The sequence below is a fragment of the Streptomyces sp. NPDC020898 genome (assembly GCF_044333925.1).
Classification (GTDB): Bacteria; Actinomycetota; Actinomycetes; order Streptomycetales; family Streptomycetaceae; genus Streptomyces.
This window is the reverse complement of record NZ_JBIRRV010000003.1, coordinates 22433-40199: the sequence shown is the minus strand read 5'-3', so window position 1 is coordinate 40199 and position 17767 is coordinate 22433. Positions and strand designations below refer to the sequence as shown.

Here is a 17767-nt window from a genome sequence, read left to right as displayed (position 1 = left end):
ACCCGGCGGCGTTCCGGCGCCCGATTCCGGCTCCGCCGCCGTTCCCGCTTCACCCGCCGTTCCTGCTTCCGCTCCCGGCCCGGCGTCCCCCGTACCCGGCTCCGGCTCCGATTCTGGGGTGGTGGTGCGGTCCGCCGCCGCGGGCCGTGTACGACTGACGGTTTCCTGGCTGCGGGCTCGACCCGGCTGCGCCGGGCTGGTCGACGACCGTCTCACCGATCTGCCGGGGTTCAGGGCGCTGCGCATCTTCCCGCGTACCGGCGCCGTGATCGTCTGGGTGCAGCCCGACCTGGTCGACGTGGACCGGTTGGTGGCCGCCCTCGCCGGACCACCGCCACCCGGGGTGCCCGCCAGAGCCAGCCGGTCCGTGCCCGACTCCTCGACGGGGGAGGTCGCGCGGCTGGTGATCGGCGGTGCGGTGCTCGCCCTGGTGGGACTGCGACGACTGCTCGGCCGGCCTCCATGGACCCCGGCGGGCTCGTCCGGCCTCCTCGGAGCGGTCACCGTCTTCACCGGGCTGCCGTTCTTCCGCGGCGCCGCCCGCACCCTCGGCGGCAGACGCCACGTGGGCACCGATCTGCTGGTGACCACGGCGACCGTGATCTCACTGGTCCTGCGCGAGAACGTGGTCGCGCTCATGGTGCTGTGGCTGCTCAACATCGGCGAGTTCCTGCAGGCCGTCACCCTGCGGCGGACCCGGCGCGCCATCGAGGAACTGCTCTCCATCGGCGAGGAGCGGGTCTGGCTGGTGCGCGGCGGCGTCGAGGCCGAGGTCGATCTCACGGAGGTCCGGACCGGGGACGTGGTCGCGGTCTACGAACACCACCGCATCCCCGTCGACGGCATCGCCGAGTCCGGAGAGGCGCTGGTCGACCAGGCGGCGATCACCGGCGAGGCACTCCCGGTGTACGTGCAACCGGGCACCGAGGTGTACGCGGGCACCCTCGTCTCCACCGGCTCCCTGACCGTACGGGCCACCTCGGTCGGGCAGGACACGGTCGTCGGGCGGATCATCACCCGGGTCGAGGAGGCCCAGGCCGACCGGGCCCCGATCCAGACCGTCGCCGCCGCCTTCACCCGCCGCTTCGTGCCCGTGTCCTTCGCCCTCGCCGGGATCACCTACATCCTGACCCGGGACGCCAGACGAGCGATGACCATGCTGCTGATCGCCTGCCCCTGCGCCGCGGGCCTGGCCACCCCCACCGCGATCAGCGCGGCCATCGGCAACGGCGCCCGCCGGGGCACCCTCATCAAGGGCGGCACCCACCTGGAGGGCATCGGCCGCGTCACCGCCGTGGTCTTCGACAAGACCGGCACCCTGACGCTGGGCCGTCCCCTGGTCACCAGCGTGGTGACGCTCGACGAGACGGTCACCGCCGACGAGGTGCTGAGCCTGGCGGCCTCCGGCGAGCTGCACGCACGGCACCCGCTCGCCGAAGCCATCGTCCGGCGCACCGAGGAACAGCACCTGCACATCCCGATCCACCAGGCCTGCGAGGTCGTCCTCGGTATGGGCGTGCGCGCCGAACTCGACGGCACCCGCCTGCTGGTGGGCAGTCCCGCCCTGCTGCGCCGCCATGGCCTGGAGCTCTCCGAGGTCGCCCAGGACTGGACGAGCCGACTGCGCGCCGCCGGTGAGACCGTCATCTGCCTCGCCCACGACGACAAACTGATCGGCATGCTCGGCCTGTCCGACGCCGTCCGCGGCGGCGCCGACACCGTCGTCCACCAGCTGACCGACCTCGGGGTGACCCGCATCGTGCTGCTGACCGGCGACGCACCCGAGACCGCCCAGGCAGTGGCCGACGCGCTCGGCATCACCGAGGTCCACGCCCACGCGCTGCCCGAGGCCAAACTCCAGCTGATCCGCGACCTCCAAGCAGAGGGACACAGCGTGGCGATGGTCGGCGACGGCACCAACGACGCCCCCGCGCTCGCCCTCGCGGACGTCGGCATCGTCATGGGCTCCCACTCCTCCCACGTAGCGCTGGAGACCGCCGACATCGCCCTGGCCGGCAACGACCTGCGCCAGGTCGCCGCCGTCGTCGAACTCAGCCGGCACACCCTGCGCGTCGTACGGCAGAACTACACCCTGGCCATCGGCGTGAACCTCGTCGGCCTCATCGCGGGCGCCGGCGGCTCCGTCAACCCCGTCCTGGCCGCCCTGCTGCACAACACCAGCAGCATCGCCGTGGTCGCCAACTCCGCCCGTCTGGTCGGACACACCCCGCACCTGCCGAGCGACACCACCGCACGACTGCGGGCCGCACCACTGGAGGAGCGGCGCGTGCGCTGATCTCCCTGACCCCTCACCGGCACCCCCCCTTCGCATGGACATGGATTTCATTTCCATTTACGGTGAGGCGGGTACCGACTCGGCGACTGCCACTGGGGGGTGATCAGCCGTGAGCGGCCGGATGACCCGGCAACGACTGGCGATCCTGCGCGCACTCGCGGGCTGCCAGGATTTCGTGTCGGCCCAGGAGTTGCACGCCCTGCTGGTCGCCGACGCCCAGTCGATCGGGTTGACCACCGTCTACCGCGCGCTGCGCGACCTGGAGACGGAGGGGGGCGTAGACGTCGTACGCGACGAGGCAGGCGGACGGCTCTACCGTCGGCGGCCCGACGACGGCCACCGCCACTACTTGATCTGCCGCTGCTGCGGCAGCAGCCGCCCGGTGGACTCCGAGGTCGTCGAGGCGTGGGCCGACCGGATCGCCACCGACACCGGGTTCGCGGCAGTGCAGCACACGGTCGAACTCACCGGCCTGTGCACCGACTGCCACACCACCGAAGACCAACAGGGCATTCCCCCGCGCCATTGGGTGCCCGGACACGAGGACAGCCCTGGCCGAGCACCCAGCTGCGCGAGCTGAAGGAGACCCGCACTCACGCCGCTCGGGTTCGACGACGAGACGGCCGCCGCGGTACGGCAGTTCATCCACACCGAGCCCGCGACCTCCGCCGGTCTCGGCGTCAACCGGCAACGCGGGACCGACTTCGCGCCGCAGCGGCCGAGCACGGCAGCCAGGGCCGCACAACAGCCCGCCTCTACGCCTGCGACCAGGCCGCGGCATCGCCGTCAGCCGTCCATCGCCGGTCGCCGGACCTGCATCAGCTTCGCCATGAACGACGAGTGCACTAGGCCACGGACGGGCGGCCCCGCGGGCGGCCGTGACGTCATCGCGGGCCGCCGCATCCCCTACCCAGAGCGGGTGGACGGCCCCACCCGCAACACATGCGTGAATTGCCATATGTTAATGTCGCCATGCACGGCCTGCGGGGCCCCCAACCGCAGGCAACCCGAAAAGCACCACGAGGAGCACCACATGGCCACCGCCACCGAGCACCGCACGCACGCCGACCACACGCACGCCCACGGCGAGGGCTGCGGCCACGTCGCCATCCCGCACGGCGACCACACCGACTACGCGCACGACGGTCACCTCCACAAGTCCCACGAGGGGCACGTCGATGAGTGCGCGAGCGCCGGCCACGCCACCCACGAGAGCCACGACCACCAGCACGGCGCGAGCTGCGGCCACGTGGCGGTGCCGCACGAGGACCACGTGGACTACGTGCACGACGGCCACCGTCACGCCCCGCACGACGGCCACTGGGACGACCACTGATCCGGATCCGCGTCCGCGACACGAACCCGTACCGGAAATCATTGTCACTTGCTAATGTATGCATGTGACGACGACCCCTCCCCCCTCGGCAGCCCCGGCGGACGAGCCGATACGCGCCCTGGAGGCCGCCAGCGACCTGCTGAAGGCGCTGGCCTCCCCCGTCCGCCTCGGCATCGTGAACGAACTGTCCGAGGGCGGAAAGTACGTCCATGAGCTGGTCGCCGCACTCGGCGTGAGCCAGCCGCTCGTCTCGCAGCACCTGCGCGTACTGCGCAACTCCCGGATCGTGACGACCCACCGCCAGGCTCGCGAGATCCGGTACCACCTCACCGACGAGCACATCGCCCACATCGTGCTGGACGCCATCCGGCACGCACAGGAATAGCGGGGCGCCGTCGCGGCATGACGGCGCCCCGCTCCCGAACGCGGCGGCCACGGCAGGGCCCGCCGGTTCGACCTCGACCTGCCCGACGCGATCGAGCTGCGCCGCACCTTCTTCACCGACCACCCCCACCGCCGCACGATGATCGCCGCGTCGGTGACGGACAGGACATGGGCGGGCAGCATTGCCGCGCACGCCGGCAGCCCCTGCCTCTTCACCGCCGAAGCAGTCCTGCCCTGCTTCAGGATGAGGTGCGCGCGTCCGTTCTCAACCAATGCCACCTCCGGGTACTGGGCTCGCACCACCCTGACGGCCGCCACCAAACCCGGCCCACGGCGGCCCGTTGACCCACTCTTGATGCACGCCCCTCTTAGATACGGCGAGTTCCGTATTTAAGATACGGATAGTTTCCTATCCTAAGAGGGGGGGCGGCCCATGCCTGCTGCCCGGACCAAGGAACGTCTCGACCCCGCACTGCTCAAAATGGCCGGGATCCTCGTCATCGGCGGCCTCGCGCCGCTGCTCGACACCACGATCGTCAACGTCGCCATCGACGGACTGAGCCGGCAGTTGCACAGCACGGTGACGACCGTGCAGTGGGTCAGCACCGGGTATCTGCTCGCCTTCGCCATGGCGATCCCGGCCACCGGCTGGGCGGCCGACCGCTTCGGTGCCAAGCGGGTGTGGATGTGGTCGCTGGCCCTGTTCATGCTCACCTCGGCGGCGGCCGGAGCGGCCTGGAGCATCGGCAGCCTCATCGCCATCCGGGTCCTGCAGGGCATCGCGGGCGGGTTCATGCAGCCCGTGCTCCAGATCATGCTGGTCCGCTCAGCGGGACCGCGCCGGCTCGGCCGCATCCTGACCGTCGTCACGCTGGCCGCCGTCGTCGCCCCCGTCCTCGGTCCGGTGATCGGCGGCCTGATCGTGAGCAACGCCAGCTGGCGCTGGATCTTCTACGTCAACGTACCGCTGTGCCTGATCGCCCTGCTGCTCGCCCGGCACCATCTGCCCACCCAGGAGACACGTACCGCCAAGCGCCTGGACGTCATGGGTATCGCCCTGCTGTCGCCGGGGCTGGCGGCCGTCGTGTACGGCTTCACGGAGGCCGGACGGCACGGCGGCTTCGACCGGCTCCAGGCGGTCGTACCGCTGGTCGGCGGAATGATGCTCCTGCTGGCCTTCCTCGTCCACAGCCCGCGCAGGCGGGACGCCGTTCTCGACGTACGTCTGTTCCGCGTGCGCTCGTTCTCGATGTGCGCGGTCCTCCTGTTCCTCGCCGGTCTCTCGCTGTACGGCGCGATCCTGCTGCTGCCCCTGTACTACCAGCAGGTCCGGGGCGAATCGGCGTTGACGGCCGGGCTCCTTCTGGCGCCCCAGGGCCTCGGCGCGCTGCTGACCCGCTGGGCGGGCGGACTCACCGACCGGATCGGCGCCAAGCCGATCGTGGTGGCCGGCATGCTGCTGACCCTGGTGGGCACCCTTGCGTATACCCAGGTCGGGACGGACACCAGCGAGTGGTATCTCGGCATCGCCCTGGTCGTGCGCGGCGCCGGGCTCGGCGCCGCGACCGTGGCGATCGTGACGGGGGCCTACGTGGACCTGGCCCCGGACGACGTCCCGAACGCGACCACAGTGATCCGGATCATGCAGCAGCTGGGCGGCTCATTCGGTACGGCCGCACTGGTGGTGATCCTGGCCCACGAGACGACGGGCACCACGCTCGCCGACCGTGCGGCCGGGTTCGGGACGACCTTCTGGTGGGTGACGGGCTTCAGTGTCCTGGCCCTGATCCCGGCACTGCTGCTGCCGTCCCGCAAGGCGCCCCGGGCCGCGAAGGAGGCGGTGGCGGGACCTGCCGGGCAGCCCGCCGACACAAAGTGACGCTCCGCGCCGCGCCTCCGGTCACGAGGCAAGGGGCACGGCGCGTCCGGGGATCAGGAAGCCACCGCCAGATCGCGAAGAAGCTGCACGTCACCGTCAGGACGGTCGAGCAGAGCCTCACCCGGGTGCACCGGAAACCGCACCTCTGCAGCCGCACCGACCTCACCCTGCGCCGGGCGCTCGACGACATGGAGTACGCCGGTTCGCTCGCCGTGCAGGGAAACGCGGCGTCTCAAGCCGTTCTCCGCCATCCGCCTCGCGCCTGCCGGTGATGTGTACGACGCCCGAACTCTCGGGCGCGCCCTCGTTGGTGTAGACCCGCACCCCAGGTGTGCCGGGGACGGCGCGCCGGGCACGGCCGCGTCACGGGCCCCGGCATGGAAGGACACGTTGACCGTGTACCGGTCGGGGCGAACGTTCACCGAACCGGCGTCGGTGACAGGGTCGCGTAGCCTCGCGTCGGACGGGATCGCGTGAAGTACAGGGTCACGCAATGCTGCTGAAGGAGTACGCATGACAACGGTGGGCAGCGCCCGGCCCAAGGCGTCGAGACGGCGCGGGGCCGCGCTGGAGACGGCCATCCTCAAGGCCGCCTGGGACGAGGTGAACTCCGTGGGCATGGCGGGGCTCACCATGGAGGGCATCGCGGAACGGGCGGGCACCAGCAAGGCCGTCCTCTACCGACGGTGGCCGAACCGGGTGGCCCTGGTCGTCGACGCCATCCGGCGGGAGGGGTCGTTCCCCGAGGAGGTGCCGGACAGCGGCACCCTCCGTGAGGACGTACTGACTCTCCTGCGCAGGATGTCCCAGAGGTTCGAGGGGCCCGAGCGTCACATCGTTCAAGGCCTGCTAGCCGAGTACTTCCGCAGTCCGGAGGTGGCGGGCTATCTGCGAGGACAGTTCTTCGGCGCGGAAACGATCATGGTCGTCCTGGAACGCGCCGACCAGCGCGGCGAGGTGGAACTCGACCGCATCACACCGCGGGTGGCCTCCCTGCCCGTCGACCTGGTCCGCCACGAACTCTTTCGCACTCAGGCTCCCGTCCCGGAAGCCACCCTGGAGGAGATCGTCGACGACTTGTTCCTCCCCCTCCTGCACCGCTGATCGGTCCGGCCACAAGGTCGGCCCTGAGGCCTCCCAACTCGACCCGCCGACCCCGAGACGACCGAACTCGCGTACCTCATACAGGAGTTCACGGAACTCCCACTCCTCCAGTTTGACAACGACCCCAAGATCACCGCAGATCGCAGCCGTCCGCTCGAACCGCTCAAGAACGCCGCTCACGGGCGGTCTCCCTCACCCAGGAAACTCACCCGCACCTGACGGTCGAGGTTGGAGCGTCCGGCCAGAGGGCCCTCATGCCGGGCAGCGGGGTCAGCAGCTGCCGTCCGACACGCGCAGCCCCTTGTCGGCGCCTGCCGTCCGGCTCACGATGCTCGGCACGCAACTGGCCGCGTCGAGGCTGAAGGAGTAGGGGATGCTGACCGTGGTGTTGGACTTCGGGTCGGGGCCGGCGGGGTGGTTCTCACTACCGGGGGCGGACCAGGTCACGTTGTCGAAGATGTTGCCGCTGACCTGCCAGTAACCGGCCGCGTCGGTGTAGAAGGTGCCCAGGACGTCCCTGGAGTCCTCGAAATAGTTGTTGTCCACCTTCGCGCGGGCTCCGGCCCGGGAGTTGATGCCGGACTCGTTGAGTTTCACGTAGTGGTTGTTGTACATGTGGGCCGTGCCGCCCCGCAGAAGAGGGGCGCGGGAGTCGATGTTCTCGTACCGGTTGTGGTGGTAGCTGATGAAGCTGTTCGAGACGTCACTCTCACTTGACCCGACGAGGCCACCGCGGCCGGAGTTGCGCAGGATGGTGTAGGAGAGGGTCACGTACTGGGTGTTGTCCTTCATGTCGAAGAGACCGTCGAACCCCTCCGACTCCCCACCCGACGCTTCCAGGGTGGTGTGATCGACCCAGACGTTGCGGACGTTGCGCTCCATACCGATGGCGTCACCGCCGTTGGACGTGGGGGAGCCGGACTTCTTGACGTTCCGGACGGTCACGTTCTGGATGATGATGTTGCGGGCGTCGCGCAGGTGAATGCCCAACTGGTCGAAGACAGCGCCGCTGCCGACCCCGATGATCGTGACGTTGCTGACCTCCTTGAGCTCGATCACTCCGGCGGCGGTGTTGCAGCTGGCGCCCGACACCTTGCTGGTGTTGCCGTGGTTGATGGTCCCCTGGACCTCGATGGTGATCGGGGTGCTGCTACTGGCCCGACCGCACAGGGCCGCATGGATCGCGGTTCCGGTGGTGGCCCGCACGGTCTGCCCGCCCGCACCGCCGGTGGTCCCACCGTTCTGGGTCGCATAGCCGGTGACACCGGGGGTCGCCGCCGACGCCTCGGCCGCCGACAGAACCGCGCCGGTGGTGAACGCGAGGGCCATCGTGGCCAGCGCCGCAGGGAGTCGCAGTACGGCTGGTTTCCTCATGCTCGTCTCCTCGTTCGTCTTCGAATCAGCTGTTCGGATCTTGAACTGATCAAGCCGACACGGCTCAGAGAAAGCGGTTTCTCAGACGGTAGGGAGTTGCCGTGACCCCGTCAACAGCGCTGCACTGTCTTTGTTCACGTAGATGAATAACCTTGTGACCTGGTGGCACCTCTGCGGCTGGGCCGTTACGTCGCTCAGCAGCAAGTATTCATGGATATAAACATTGGACACGTACACATCTATTGACGGGCTCAGAGCTTGGCCCTACCTTCCGGGAAAGCGCTTCCCCGCGCCCGTACAGCCGCATCCTGGAGACGAATCATGCGCCTGAAACACGTCACCGTGTCCACCGCCCTCACCGGCCTCCTGGCCGGCTCCCTCGCCCTGTTCTCCGCCGGCAGCGCGCACGCCGCAACCGACCTGTACGTGGCACCGAACGGCAGCGACAGCAATCCCGGGACACTCACCGCCCCGTTGAAGACGATCCAACGCGCCGTGGATCTGGCGCAGGCCGGTACCACGATCCAGATCCGGGGCGGAACGTACGCACCCAGCACGAACATCCAGTTACTCAAGAGCGGCACGGCGAGCCAGCCCATCACCCTGCGCGGCTACAACGGCGAGCGCGTGGTCGTCGACGGCGAGAACATGCCGTACACCCCGGGTGCGGTGGGCTCGAGCATCCCCCGGGCCGATCGCGGCGTCGTCCACATCGAGGGGGAGTACTGGCGGCTCGTCGGCCTGGAGATCGTCCACGGCCCCTACGGCGTGTTCGGCCTGGACACCAGCGGCAACGTCTTCGACCGCCTCGTCACCCGGGACAACTACGAGTCCGGGTTCCACCTCCAGGGCGCCTCCAGCAACAACCAGATCCTGAACCTGGACAGTTACGGCAACCGCGACCCGCGCAAGAACGGCGAGAGCGCCGACGGTCTGGCCATCAAGGAGGGCTCCGGCAGCGGCAACGTGCTGCGCGGCGCCCGGCTGTGGAACAACGCCGACGACGGCCTGGACTTCTGGATGTTCGACAACTCGCCGATCCTCGTCGAGAACACCCTCGCCTGGGGCAACGGGTTCAACCGGTGGAACCTGCCCGATTACCAGGGTGACGGCAACGGGTTCAAGATGGGCGGCAACGGCGTTGCCGCGAACCACACCGTTCGCAACAGCATGGCCTGGGACAACTCCGCCGGCGGTTTCGTCGACAACAACAACCCCGGCAAGATGAAGATCGAACGCTGCACGGCGTGGGACAACCCGAAGACCGGCTTCACCTTCGACCGTTCCTCCAGCACGCTGACGAAGAACCTCGCGGTGGCCAACGGCACCAACATGTCGCTGGGCTCGAACTCCACGGGCAGTGGCAACTCTTGGAATCTCGGCGGAAGTTGGTCGTTCGTCAGCACCAACGCGAGCACGATCACGGGCCCCCGAGCGGCCGACGGCGCCATCCCGTCCTCCACGTTCCTGCGCCCCAGCAACGGCGCGGACGTCGGGGCACGGTTCTGAGCGGCTTCCGCACCCGGACCGACCGCCCAGCCGTGAAGCCAGGGCGCGGGTCGTCTTCCACCAGGAACGTGGGCCGGGCGAACACAGCGCCAAGTGGACCTCAAGCCGCACCGCGATGACGGCGCGGACACCCAGGCTCTGGCGAGGCCGGCCCGGCCCCGTCCGGCCGTACCCCGCCGTTCGCGGTTCCTGGGAGTGCCAGGGACAGTCACCTCAACCGATACGGATCCAGGATTGGGGCATGGACGGCACGAACGCTCTCGGCGACTGTCTGCGCGCCCGCCGGGCACTGGTCCGGCCCCAGGACGCCGGAATCCGCGGCGGCGGCCTGCGGCACGTCCCGGGACTGCGCCGCGAGGAGGTCGCGATGCTCGCCGGGATCAGCGCCGACTACTACCTGCGCCTGGAACAGGGACGCGACCGCAACCCCTCCCTCCAGGTCCTCGAAGCCCTCGCCGACGTGCTGAACCCGGACCCCGACGCCACCACACACCGATCGCCCTTACCCAGGCGCGCCCCACCCGAAATCGCCGCACAGGCCGTTCCACGGACCGTTCGCGGGCCTCGCCGAACCCCGAACCCGTACCACCCGGCATCCTCCAGCTCATCGACGGCTGGCCGAGCAACCCCGCCTACATCGAGAACAAGTTCACCGATGTGCTCGCCGCCAACACCCTCGCGACAGCCCTGTCCCCGAACGAGAGTGAACGGGAGCTGCTCCGGGACCGGGAGGAGCTGACGAAGGCGGGGTTCGCCGCCCTGAGCGCCAACGTCGGACCTGACATCGACGATCCCCGGATGGTGGAGCTCGTGCGCGAACTGTCCATCCGCAGTGAGCACTTCCGCCGTCTGTGGGGCCATCACGACGTGCATCCCAAGCGGCCGGGTGTCAGCCGGCTGCATCACCCGAAGGTCGGCGACTTCGAACTGCACACCAGCAAGCTGGCCATCGTCGGCACGGACGGTCTGATCCTCAAGGTCTTCCACGCCGAACCGGGCAGCCGCAACGCCGAACTGCTCGCCATCCTCGGGAGTTTGGCGGCGCCCGTCACGAACCGGAACCCGACCGGCGCCGACGACCAGCAGGCCGTCGACGAGCAGTGAGGACTGGGTCTACGACGTTCTGCGACCGTCCGACGGCCAGGCAGTCCTGGACTACCTCGGAACGATCTCCCTCACCCCAGGAAACTCAACCGCACCTGCCGGTCGGGGTTGGAGATGTTGGTGTCCACCAGGCACACCGACTGCCACGTCCCCAGCTCCAGTCGCCCGCCCAGCACCGGCAGTGTCGCGTGCGGCGGGACGAGGGCCGGGAGGACGTGGTCGCGGCCGTGGCCGGGGGTGCCGTGGCGGTGCTGCCAGCGGTCGTCGGAGGGGAGGAGGGTGTGCAGGGCGGCGAGGAGGTCGTGGTCGCTGCCCGCGCCCGTTTCGATGACCGCGATTCCGGCGGTGGCGTGCGGGACGAACACGTTGAGGAGGCCGTCCCGGCCGCCCGCCACCTCCCTCAGGAAGGTCTCGCAGTCACGGGTGAGATCGACGACCGTCTCCGCGGTGCCGGAGGCGATGTTCAGGACGCGGGTGGTGAAGACATCGGACATGCACCCATCCTCGCCCAGCCACCGGGAGCCGTGCCCGACCGACCTCCCGTCCCTTGATACGGGAGGTCCACTCCGCGAGACGCCATTGACCGTGGTCACGTCATCTGGCTACTTTCGGCGGCATGTTGCGTTCAGCCATGCTCACCACGCGCGGTCACATCGACCTGCTGCGGGTGGCCTCCGCCGCGTGTCGCCGCGGCTGCTGACGCCCTTTCCTCCTCCCCTGCCGCCCGCCTGGGCTCCGCCCCACCCGCGCGTCCGGGATCTCCCCTGATCCGCTGATTCTGCTCGCCGGGGGCGCCGTCCTGTTGGTGACGCACGACGTCGAGGAAGCGGTGCTGCTCGCCGACCGCGTCCTCGTGATGGACGAGGGGGTCATCGCGTACGAGACGACGGTCGACCTGGCCCGTCCGCGGGACATCACCGACCCGCGATTCGCCGAACTGCGCGCCGGACTCCTGGAACGCCTGGGTGTCGAGACCGCCGCCGAGGCCGCCTGACGCGAAGGACCATTGCCCCTCCCCCGCATTCCCGGCCCTCAACTCCCCTTTCACACAGCCTGGTTCACCACTCGATCGAGCCTCCTGGACACGAATGGAACCAGCATGCGTCGACGCCTCGTCCCCGCCGCTCTGCTCCTCCCCCTCGTTCTCCTCGCCTCCGCCTGCGGCGGGAACTCGGTGGCCAACTCCTCGATCGGATCCGGCGGCGGCACCGACGGCAAGGGGTCCCTGACGCTCAATGCCGGTGACCAGAAGGGCGGTTCGGAGGCCGTACTGCGGGCCGCCGGTGAGCTCAAGAACCTGGACTACAGGATCAAGTGGTCCACCTTCACCTCCGGCCCACCCCTGCTCGAAGCCGTCAACGCCAAGGCCGTCGACATCGGCAGCGTCGGCAACACCCCGCCGGTCTTCGCGGCCGGCGCCGGTTCCAAGGTCACTGTGGTGGGCGCCCTGCGTGGCGGATCCCAGGGCGAGGCCATTCTTGTTCCCAAGGACTCGAAGCTCAGGAAGGCCGCCGATCTCAAGGGCAAGTCCGTTGCCGTGGCGCAGGGTTCGTCCGCGCACTACCAGCTGATCGCCTCGCTCGAGCAGGCCGGGCTCACTCTCTCCGACGTCAAGGTGAAGTACCTCCAGCCGGCCGATGCCCTGGCCGCGTACACCAGCGGCAGCGTCGACGCGTGGGCGGTGTGGGACCCGTACACCTCGCAGGTGCTCCAGGCCGGGCAGGGGCGCGTACTGGCCGACGGCAAGGGTGTGGTCAACGGGCTCAACTTCCAGGTGGCGGCGCCCTCCGCGCTCAAGGACAGCAAGAAGGTCGCGGCGATCAAGGACTTCGTGGACCGGCTGCGGCGCGCCCAGGACTGGGTGTACGCGCATCCCGAGGCGTGGGCCAAGGTGTGGGCGAAGGACACCGGGCTGCCGTACGACGTGGCGCTCGCTTCGGTGAACCGGACCAACGCGACCCGTATCCCGGTGGCGATCGACGACGCGCTCGTCGCCTCCGAGCAGGAGATCGCGGACACGTTCACCAGCCTTGAGCTCATCCCGAACAAGGTCGACTTCGCGAAGTACATGGACCGGCGCTTCAACGACGATCTGCCGCCGTCCACCACCGCCCCCCGTCCCGCCAAGGAGTCGTGACCGAGCCCGGTCGACCGCGTACCGACTGCTTGCGGGAAGATCCTCGACCCTCCCCCGGTTAGTAGAAGCGTGAACAATATCGGGGTGCGTGACGGAGTACGAGCAGTGGACGTCGTCGTCATAGGCGCTGGGCAGGCCGGTCTGTCCAGCGCCTATCACCTGCGGCGTACTGGTTTCGAGCCGGAGCGTGACTTCGTCGTGCTCGATCACGCCCCGCACCCCGGCGGTGCCTGGCAGTTCCGGTGGCCGTCGCTCACGTACGGCAAGGTGCACGGGATGCACGCGCTGCCCGGCATGGAGCTGACGGACGCCGATCCGGCGCGGCCGTCCGCCGAGGTCATCGGCGAGTACTTCACCGCGTACGAGCAGGCGTTCGATCTGAAGGTGCGCCGGCCGGTGGACGTACAGGCGGTGCGTGAGGGAGGCGGAGACCGGCGGCTGCTCGTCGAGACCTCGGACGGCATGTGGTCCGCGCGGGCGCTGATCAATGCCACCGGCACCTGGGACCGGCCCTTCTGGCCGCGCTATCCGGGCCAGGAGACCTTCCGGGGACGGCAGTTGCACACCGCGCAGTACCCCGGGCCGGAGCAGTTCGCGGGGCAACGGGTGGTCGTGGTGGGCGGGGGTGCGTCCGGCACCCAGCATCTGATGGAGATCGCTCCGTACGCCGCCGCGACCACCTGGGTGACCCGGCGTCCGCCGGTCTTCCGCGAAGGGCCCTTCAACGAGGAGTTCGGACGGGAGGCCGTCGCGCTCGTCGAGGAGCGGGTACGGCAGGGGCTGCCGCCCAAGAGTGTCGTGTCGGTCACCGGACTGCCTCTCAACGACGCGATCCGGCAGGCGATCGCCGACGGTGTCCTCGACCGGCGGCCCATGTTCGACCGGATCACTCCGGACGGCGTCGAGTGGGCGGACGGGAAGCGCGTGGACGCCGATGTGATCCTCTGGGCGACCGGGTTCCGGGCCGCGATCGACCATCTGGCGCCGTTGCGGCTGCGTGAGGCGGGCGGCGGGATCCGCGTCGAAAAAACGGCGGCGGTAGCCGATGCGCGCGTCCACCTGGTCGGATACGGCCCGTCGGCGAGCACGATCGGCGCCAACCGGGCCGGGCGGGCAGCCGTACGGGACATCAGGCGGCTGCTCGACCAGGAGCCGGCCACTGTCTGACGTCCCGTGCGGTCGCATGACCCGTCAGGTCACTTGGCGGGCTGCCCGCCCCCTCGTTCCCGCTGACTCTTCTGGTTCTTCTGATTCTTCTGGTTCTGGTTGGACTCGGCGACGTTGCGCTGGTGTTCGGCGTAGTCGGCCGTGAAGCGGGTGTCGCCGGGCTTGACGGTGACGAAGTACAGCCAGTCGCCCGGGGTCGGGCTGATGGCGGCGCGCATCGCCTCCTCGCCGGGGTTGGCGATCGGCGTGGGCGGCAGACCCATGCGTTGGTAGGAGTTGTACGGGCTGTCCAGACGGGTGTCGCCGGCCGTCGTCCTGAGCGTGGACCTGTTCAGCGCGTAGTTGATGGTCGAGTCCATCTGCAGCGGCATCCCGCGCTCGAGCCGGTTGAAGACGACCCGGGCCACCTTCCCCATGTCCTGCTTGGTCGCGGCCTCGGCCTGCACGATGCTCGCGATGGTGACGGCCTGGTAGACGTTCATGGCGTTGCGCTGTGCCCCGGCGGTGACCGGCGGACCGCCGAATTTCTGGTTCGCGGTGTTGACCATGAACGACAGCAGGGACTCCGGGGTGGCCTTCTCCTTCAGCGGATAGGTCGCCGGGAAGAGATAGCCCTCGGGATTGCCCTCGGCGTCGTTCGGGAGTTGCAGCCTGGCCTTGGCCAGCGACTTTTTCGCGCTTCCGGCCGGCAGGTCGAGGGCTTTGTCGACCGCCTCGTACACCTGGATCGAACGCCAGCCCTCCGGGATGAGGAGAGAGGTCGGCCGGCTGTCCCCTTCGCTGTCGACGCTCAGCAGCGGCACCGCCACGGCGGTGGCCGCGACCACGGCTCCGGTCGCGATGAGGACGGCCCGGCCACGGCGCGTCAGGCGAATCGTTTTCCGTGACGGAGTGTTCATCAGCATGCGGGCACGGTAACCCGCAAAACCCTATAAACCCGACATATCTTCATCTTGTCCGACCCCATACGTCACCCGGTCGGCTCCAGTTGGGCGTCCCGGCGTACGAGGGCCGCGTACCGCCCGTCCCGGCGCAGCAGTTCCTCGTGCGTGCCCCGTTCGACCGCGTGCCCGGCGTCCAGGACCACGATCTGGTCGGCACCCCGGACGGTGGACAGACGGTGCGCGATGGTGAGCGTGGTGCGGTTGGCCGACAGGGCGTCGATGGCCTCCTGGACGGCGTGCTCCGTACGGGTGTCCAGAGCGCTGGTCGCCTCGTCGAGGATGAGGACGGGCGGGTCGCGCAGGATCGTACGGGCGATGGCGAGGCGCTGTTTCTCGCCGCCCGAGAAACGGTGGCCACGCTCGCCGACGACCGTTTCGTAGCCGTCGGGCAGGGAGGAGATGTGGTCGTGGATCTGCGCCGCCCGTGCCGCCGCGTGGAGTTCCTCGTCGGTGGCGTCCGGTTTGGCGAAGCGCAGGTTGTCGGCGACCGTCGCGTGGAAGAGGTACGTCTCCTGGGAGACGACGCCGACCGCGCGGGCGAGCGTGTCGAAGTCGAGGTCCCGGACGTCGACCCCGTCGATGGTGACCCGGCCGCCCGTCACGTCGTACAGCCGGGGCACGAGGTGGCCCAGCGTGGACTTGCCGGCGCCGGTCGGGCCGACGACGGCCAGGCTGCCGCCCGCCGGGACGGTGATGTCGACGCCGTCGAGGATCGGGCGGCTCTTGTCGTCATAGCGGAACTCGACGTTCTCCAGCCGGACTTCACCCTTGACCGTGTCGAGATGGACCGGGTTCTCGGGCTCGGTGATGTCTATGGGCAGGTCCAGGTACTCGAAGATGCGCTGGAAGAGCGCGAGCGAGGCCTGGAGCTGGACGCCGGTGCCCAGCAGGCTGACAGCCGGCCGGAACAGACCCTGCTGGAGCGAGACGAAGGCGACGAGCGTGCCGATCGAGACTGACGGGCCGCCGAACTGGAGGGCGAGTCCCGCGGTCCAGTAGATGACTGCGGGCATGGCGGACATGACGATGCCGATGACGGCCATCCGCCAGCGGCCGGCCATGCTGGACCGCACTTCGAGATCGACCAGGCCTTCGGACTCCTCGGCGAAGGACCGGGTGAGCGAGTCGGCGCGGCCCATCGTCCGGCCGAGCAGGATGCCGCTGACCGACAGCGACTCGGTGACCGTGGCGGCCATCGCGGCCATCTGCTTCTGGCGCTGGGTGGTGATGCGCTTGCGTTCGTTGCCGACGCGGCGGCTGATCCACACGAACACCGGCAGCAGGAGCAGCGAGACGGCGGTGAGGCGCCAGTCGAGGGCGACCATCGCGACGATCGTGGCGACGACGCTGGTGAAGTTGGAGACCAGGGAGGTCGCCGTGGAGGTGACGGTGGCCTGCATGCCGCCGATGTCGTTGGCGATGCGGGACTGGACCTCGCCCGTGCGGGTGCGGGTGAAGAAGGCGAGCGACATGTTCTGGAGGCGGCCGTAGACGGCGGTGCGCAGGTCGTGCATGACGCGCTGGCCGACGGTCGTGGAGATCAGGGTCTGGAGAACGCCGAGGACACCACCCAGGACGGCGCTGACAATCATGCCGAGGGCGAGCAGGCTGAGCAGTCCGGTGCGCCCCTCGGGGATCGCTACGTCGAGGGTTTCCTTCAGGAGGAAGGGGGTGGCGACGGAGACGAGAGACGCGGCGGCGACGAGCAGGCCGACCACGGCGAGCCGGCCACGGTAGGGGCGGAAGAGTTTCAGGATGCGGCGGACCTGGCGCGGCTGGTCCGCCTCCGATTCTGCGGACGCGGTCCGGGCAGGTTGACGGTCGGGTTTCATGGGCTCCTTCGGGAGATACGGTGATGACGATTGGCGGAGCATAGCTCATTGTTACCTATGTACACAATGAACTGCATCCTGATATTGTTCCCTCATGAGTTCCCCCGACGCCGACGGTCCGCTCGCCGACCAGCTGCTGAGCCTGACCCGCCGTCTGCACCGCATCCACAAGCACCAGCTGGAGCAGCGCGGAGTCGGCATCACCCCCGCCCAGTCCCGGCTGCTGCGCAATCTCTCGCACCACCTCCAGCACCACGGCTCCCCACCACGGATGGCCGATCTGGCGGAGCACCTGGAGGTCGTGCCCCGGGCGGTGACAACGCTGGTGGACGCGCTGGAGACGAGCGGCAAGGTGCGCCGGGTGCCCGATCCCGACAACCGCCGGGTGATCCGCATCGAACTCACTGACGACGGGCACAAGGCGCTGAGCGAACTGCGCGGTGCGCGCCGGGCGGCGGCGGCGGAGATTCTCGCGCCACTGACGGACAAGGAGCGCGCGGTCCTGGGCGTACTGCTGGACACCCTGATGGACGGGGCCGGAACGCCGCCCGAACGGCGCTGCTGACGCACACGAAAACGGGCCGTGGGGGGGGGGGCCGGGGGGGGGGGGGGGGGCCCCCCCCCCCCGGCGGGGGGGGGGCGGGGGGGCGCCGCCCCCGCCGCGGGGGGGCTGGTGGGCGGGCCGCGGGGCCGCCCCGCCC

At 69.4% G+C, this 17767-nt stretch carries 17 protein-coding genes and 2 pseudogenes; 15 read left to right on the top strand and 4 right to left on the bottom strand.

The features are described 5' to 3' along the window. Positions 1-121: 121 nt before the first annotated feature. From ACH4TV_RS11270 to ACH4TV_RS11240, 7 genes are all read left to right on the top strand, one after another. The gene (locus ACH4TV_RS11270) at positions 122-2296 is read left to right on the top strand and encodes a heavy metal translocating P-type ATPase (RefSeq protein WP_398396663.1); all 2175 of its coding nucleotides are present in this window, start codon (positions 122-124) and stop codon (positions 2294-2296) included. Between the two features lie 109 nt (positions 2297-2405). After that, entirely contained in the window at positions 2406-2876 is a 471-nt protein-coding gene (locus tag ACH4TV_RS11265; RefSeq protein WP_398396661.1) for a Fur family transcriptional regulator, read from the top strand. Positions 2877-3329: 453 nt separating this feature from the next. After that, a complete protein-coding gene (locus ACH4TV_RS11260) occupies positions 3330-3632 on the top strand; it encodes a hypothetical protein (RefSeq protein ID WP_398396659.1) in 303 nt (100 codons plus the stop codon). 64 nt (positions 3633-3696) lie between these two features. Next, positions 3697-4017 carry an ArsR/SmtB family transcription factor gene (locus ACH4TV_RS11255; protein ID WP_398396657.1) on the top strand — a complete coding sequence of 107 codons (321 nt, stop codon included), beginning with the start codon at positions 3697-3699 and terminating at the stop codon, positions 4015-4017. A 432-nt stretch (positions 4018-4449) separates the two neighbouring features. Next, entirely contained in the window at positions 4450-5895 is a 1446-nt protein-coding gene (locus tag ACH4TV_RS11250; RefSeq protein WP_398396655.1) for a DHA2 family efflux MFS transporter permease subunit, read from the top strand. After that, positions 5892-6167 (top strand): hypothetical protein, encoded by a 276-nt coding sequence (locus ACH4TV_RS11245; RefSeq protein WP_398396653.1) that lies wholly within the window; start codon positions 5892-5894, stop codon positions 6165-6167. The genes ACH4TV_RS11250 and ACH4TV_RS11245 overlap by 4 nt, the downstream gene beginning before the upstream one ends. A 241-nt stretch (positions 6168-6408) precedes the next feature. Continuing rightward, on the top strand, positions 6409-6999 hold the full coding sequence (locus tag ACH4TV_RS11240; RefSeq protein ID WP_398396651.1) for a TetR/AcrR family transcriptional regulator: 591 nt from the start codon (positions 6409-6411) through the stop codon (positions 6997-6999). Positions 7000-7272: 273 nt separating this feature from the next. Here ACH4TV_RS11240 and ACH4TV_RS11235 read toward each other — a convergent pair. After that, a pseudogene (locus ACH4TV_RS11235) lies at positions 7273-8373 on the bottom strand (polysaccharide lyase family 1 protein); the annotation flags it as partial. Between the two features lie 321 nt (positions 8374-8694). On the opposite strand from ACH4TV_RS11235, the gene ACH4TV_RS11230 reads away from it, so the two are divergent. The 3 genes from ACH4TV_RS11230 to ACH4TV_RS11220 all read left to right on the top strand — a co-directional run bounded on the left by ACH4TV_RS11230 (position 8695) and on the right by ACH4TV_RS11220 (position 10986). Next, positions 8695-9882, top strand: coding sequence for a right-handed parallel beta-helix repeat-containing protein (locus ACH4TV_RS11230; protein WP_398396649.1), 1188 nt, complete (start codon positions 8695-8697; stop codon positions 9880-9882). 115 nt (positions 9883-9997) lie between these two features. Further along, complete coding sequence (locus ACH4TV_RS11225; protein WP_398397742.1) at positions 9998-10621, top strand: helix-turn-helix domain-containing protein; 624 nt, start codon at positions 9998-10000, stop codon at positions 10619-10621. Continuing rightward, the gene (locus ACH4TV_RS11220; protein ID WP_398397740.1) at positions 10519-10986 is read left to right on the top strand and encodes a hypothetical protein; all 468 of its coding nucleotides are present in this window, start codon (positions 10519-10521) and stop codon (positions 10984-10986) included. Before ACH4TV_RS11225 ends, ACH4TV_RS11220 begins: the two co-directional genes overlap by 103 nt. Before the next feature lie 71 nt (positions 10987-11057). Here ACH4TV_RS11220 and ACH4TV_RS11215 read toward each other — a convergent pair whose 3' ends face one another. Continuing rightward, the gene (locus ACH4TV_RS11215; protein ID WP_398396647.1) at positions 11058-11480 is read right to left on the bottom strand and encodes a secondary thiamine-phosphate synthase enzyme YjbQ; all 423 of its coding nucleotides are present in this window, start codon (positions 11478-11480) and stop codon (positions 11058-11060) included. A gap of 122 nt (positions 11481-11602) precedes the next feature. On the opposite strand from ACH4TV_RS11215, the gene ACH4TV_RS11210 reads away from it, so the two are divergent. The 4 genes and pseudogenes from ACH4TV_RS11210 to ACH4TV_RS11195 all read left to right on the top strand — a co-directional run bounded on the left by ACH4TV_RS11210 (position 11603) and on the right by ACH4TV_RS11195 (position 14290). Then, positions 11603-11686 carry a putative leader peptide gene (locus tag ACH4TV_RS11210; RefSeq protein WP_351276907.1) on the top strand — a complete coding sequence of 28 codons (84 nt, stop codon included), beginning with the start codon at positions 11603-11605 and terminating at the stop codon, positions 11684-11686. Between the two features lie 87 nt (positions 11687-11773). Then, positions 11774-11980 (top strand): annotated as a pseudogene (locus ACH4TV_RS11205) (sulfonate ABC transporter ATP-binding protein); the annotation flags it as partial. 105 nt (positions 11981-12085) lie between these two features. Beyond that, positions 12086-13123, top strand: coding sequence for an ABC transporter substrate-binding protein (locus ACH4TV_RS11200; RefSeq protein ID WP_398396645.1), 1038 nt, complete (start codon positions 12086-12088; stop codon positions 13121-13123). Positions 13124-13192: 69 nt separating this feature from the next. Next, a complete protein-coding gene (locus ACH4TV_RS11195) occupies positions 13193-14290 on the top strand; it encodes an NAD(P)-binding domain-containing protein (RefSeq protein ID WP_398396644.1) in 1098 nt (365 codons plus the stop codon). A 29-nt stretch (positions 14291-14319) separates the two neighbouring features. Here the strand turns inward: ACH4TV_RS11195 and mltG are convergent, their stop codons facing one another. Together mltG and ACH4TV_RS11185 are read right to left on the bottom strand one after the other, a co-directional pair. Then, on the bottom strand, positions 14320-15195 hold the full coding sequence (gene mltG, locus ACH4TV_RS11190) for an endolytic transglycosylase MltG (protein ID WP_398396642.1): 876 nt from the start codon (positions 15193-15195) through the stop codon (positions 14320-14322). A gap of 65 nt (positions 15196-15260) precedes the next feature. Beyond that, positions 15261-17066, bottom strand: a complete 1806-nt coding sequence (locus tag ACH4TV_RS11185; protein WP_398396640.1) for an ABC transporter ATP-binding protein — start codon at positions 17064-17066, stop codon at positions 15261-15263. A gap of 94 nt (positions 17067-17160) precedes the next feature. Between ACH4TV_RS11185 and ACH4TV_RS11180 the strand changes: the two genes are divergently transcribed. Beyond that, positions 17161-17631 (top strand): MarR family winged helix-turn-helix transcriptional regulator, encoded by a 471-nt coding sequence (locus ACH4TV_RS11180; protein ID WP_398396638.1) that lies wholly within the window; start codon positions 17161-17163, stop codon positions 17629-17631. The last annotated feature ends 136 nt before the right edge of the window (positions 17632-17767 follow it).

Bases quoted from the DNA above. Each gene is read 5' to 3' on its own strand.
- ACH4TV_RS11225 (WP_398397742.1), top strand. From the start codon at position 9,998: ATGACGGCGCGGACACCCAGGCTCTGGCGAGGCCGGCCCGGCCCCGTC.
- ACH4TV_RS11210 (WP_351276907.1), top strand. From the start codon at position 11,603: ATGTTGCGTTCAGCCATGCTCACCACGCGCGGTCACATCGACCTGCTG.
- ACH4TV_RS11185 (WP_398396640.1), bottom strand. From the start codon at position 17,066: ATGAAACCCGACCGTCAACCTGCCCGGACCGCGTCCGCAGAATCGGAG.
- ACH4TV_RS11250 (WP_398396655.1), top strand. From the start codon at position 4,450: ATGCCTGCTGCCCGGACCAAGGAACGTCTCGACCCCGCACTGCTCAAA.
- ACH4TV_RS11180 (WP_398396638.1), top strand. From the start codon at position 17,161: ATGAGTTCCCCCGACGCCGACGGTCCGCTCGCCGACCAGCTGCTGAGC.
- ACH4TV_RS11200 (WP_398396645.1), top strand. From the start codon at position 12,086: ATGCGTCGACGCCTCGTCCCCGCCGCTCTGCTCCTCCCCCTCGTTCTC.
- ACH4TV_RS11215 (WP_398396647.1), bottom strand. From the start codon at position 11,480: ATGTCCGATGTCTTCACCACCCGCGTCCTGAACATCGCCTCCGGCACC.
- ACH4TV_RS11240 (WP_398396651.1), top strand. From the start codon at position 6,409: ATGACAACGGTGGGCAGCGCCCGGCCCAAGGCGTCGAGACGGCGCGGG.
- ACH4TV_RS11260 (WP_398396659.1), top strand. From the start codon at position 3,330: ATGGCCACCGCCACCGAGCACCGCACGCACGCCGACCACACGCACGCC.
- ACH4TV_RS11230 (WP_398396649.1), top strand. From the start codon at position 8,695: ATGCGCCTGAAACACGTCACCGTGTCCACCGCCCTCACCGGCCTCCTG.
- mltG (WP_398396642.1), bottom strand. From the start codon at position 15,195: ATGCTGATGAACACTCCGTCACGGAAAACGATTCGCCTGACGCGCCGT.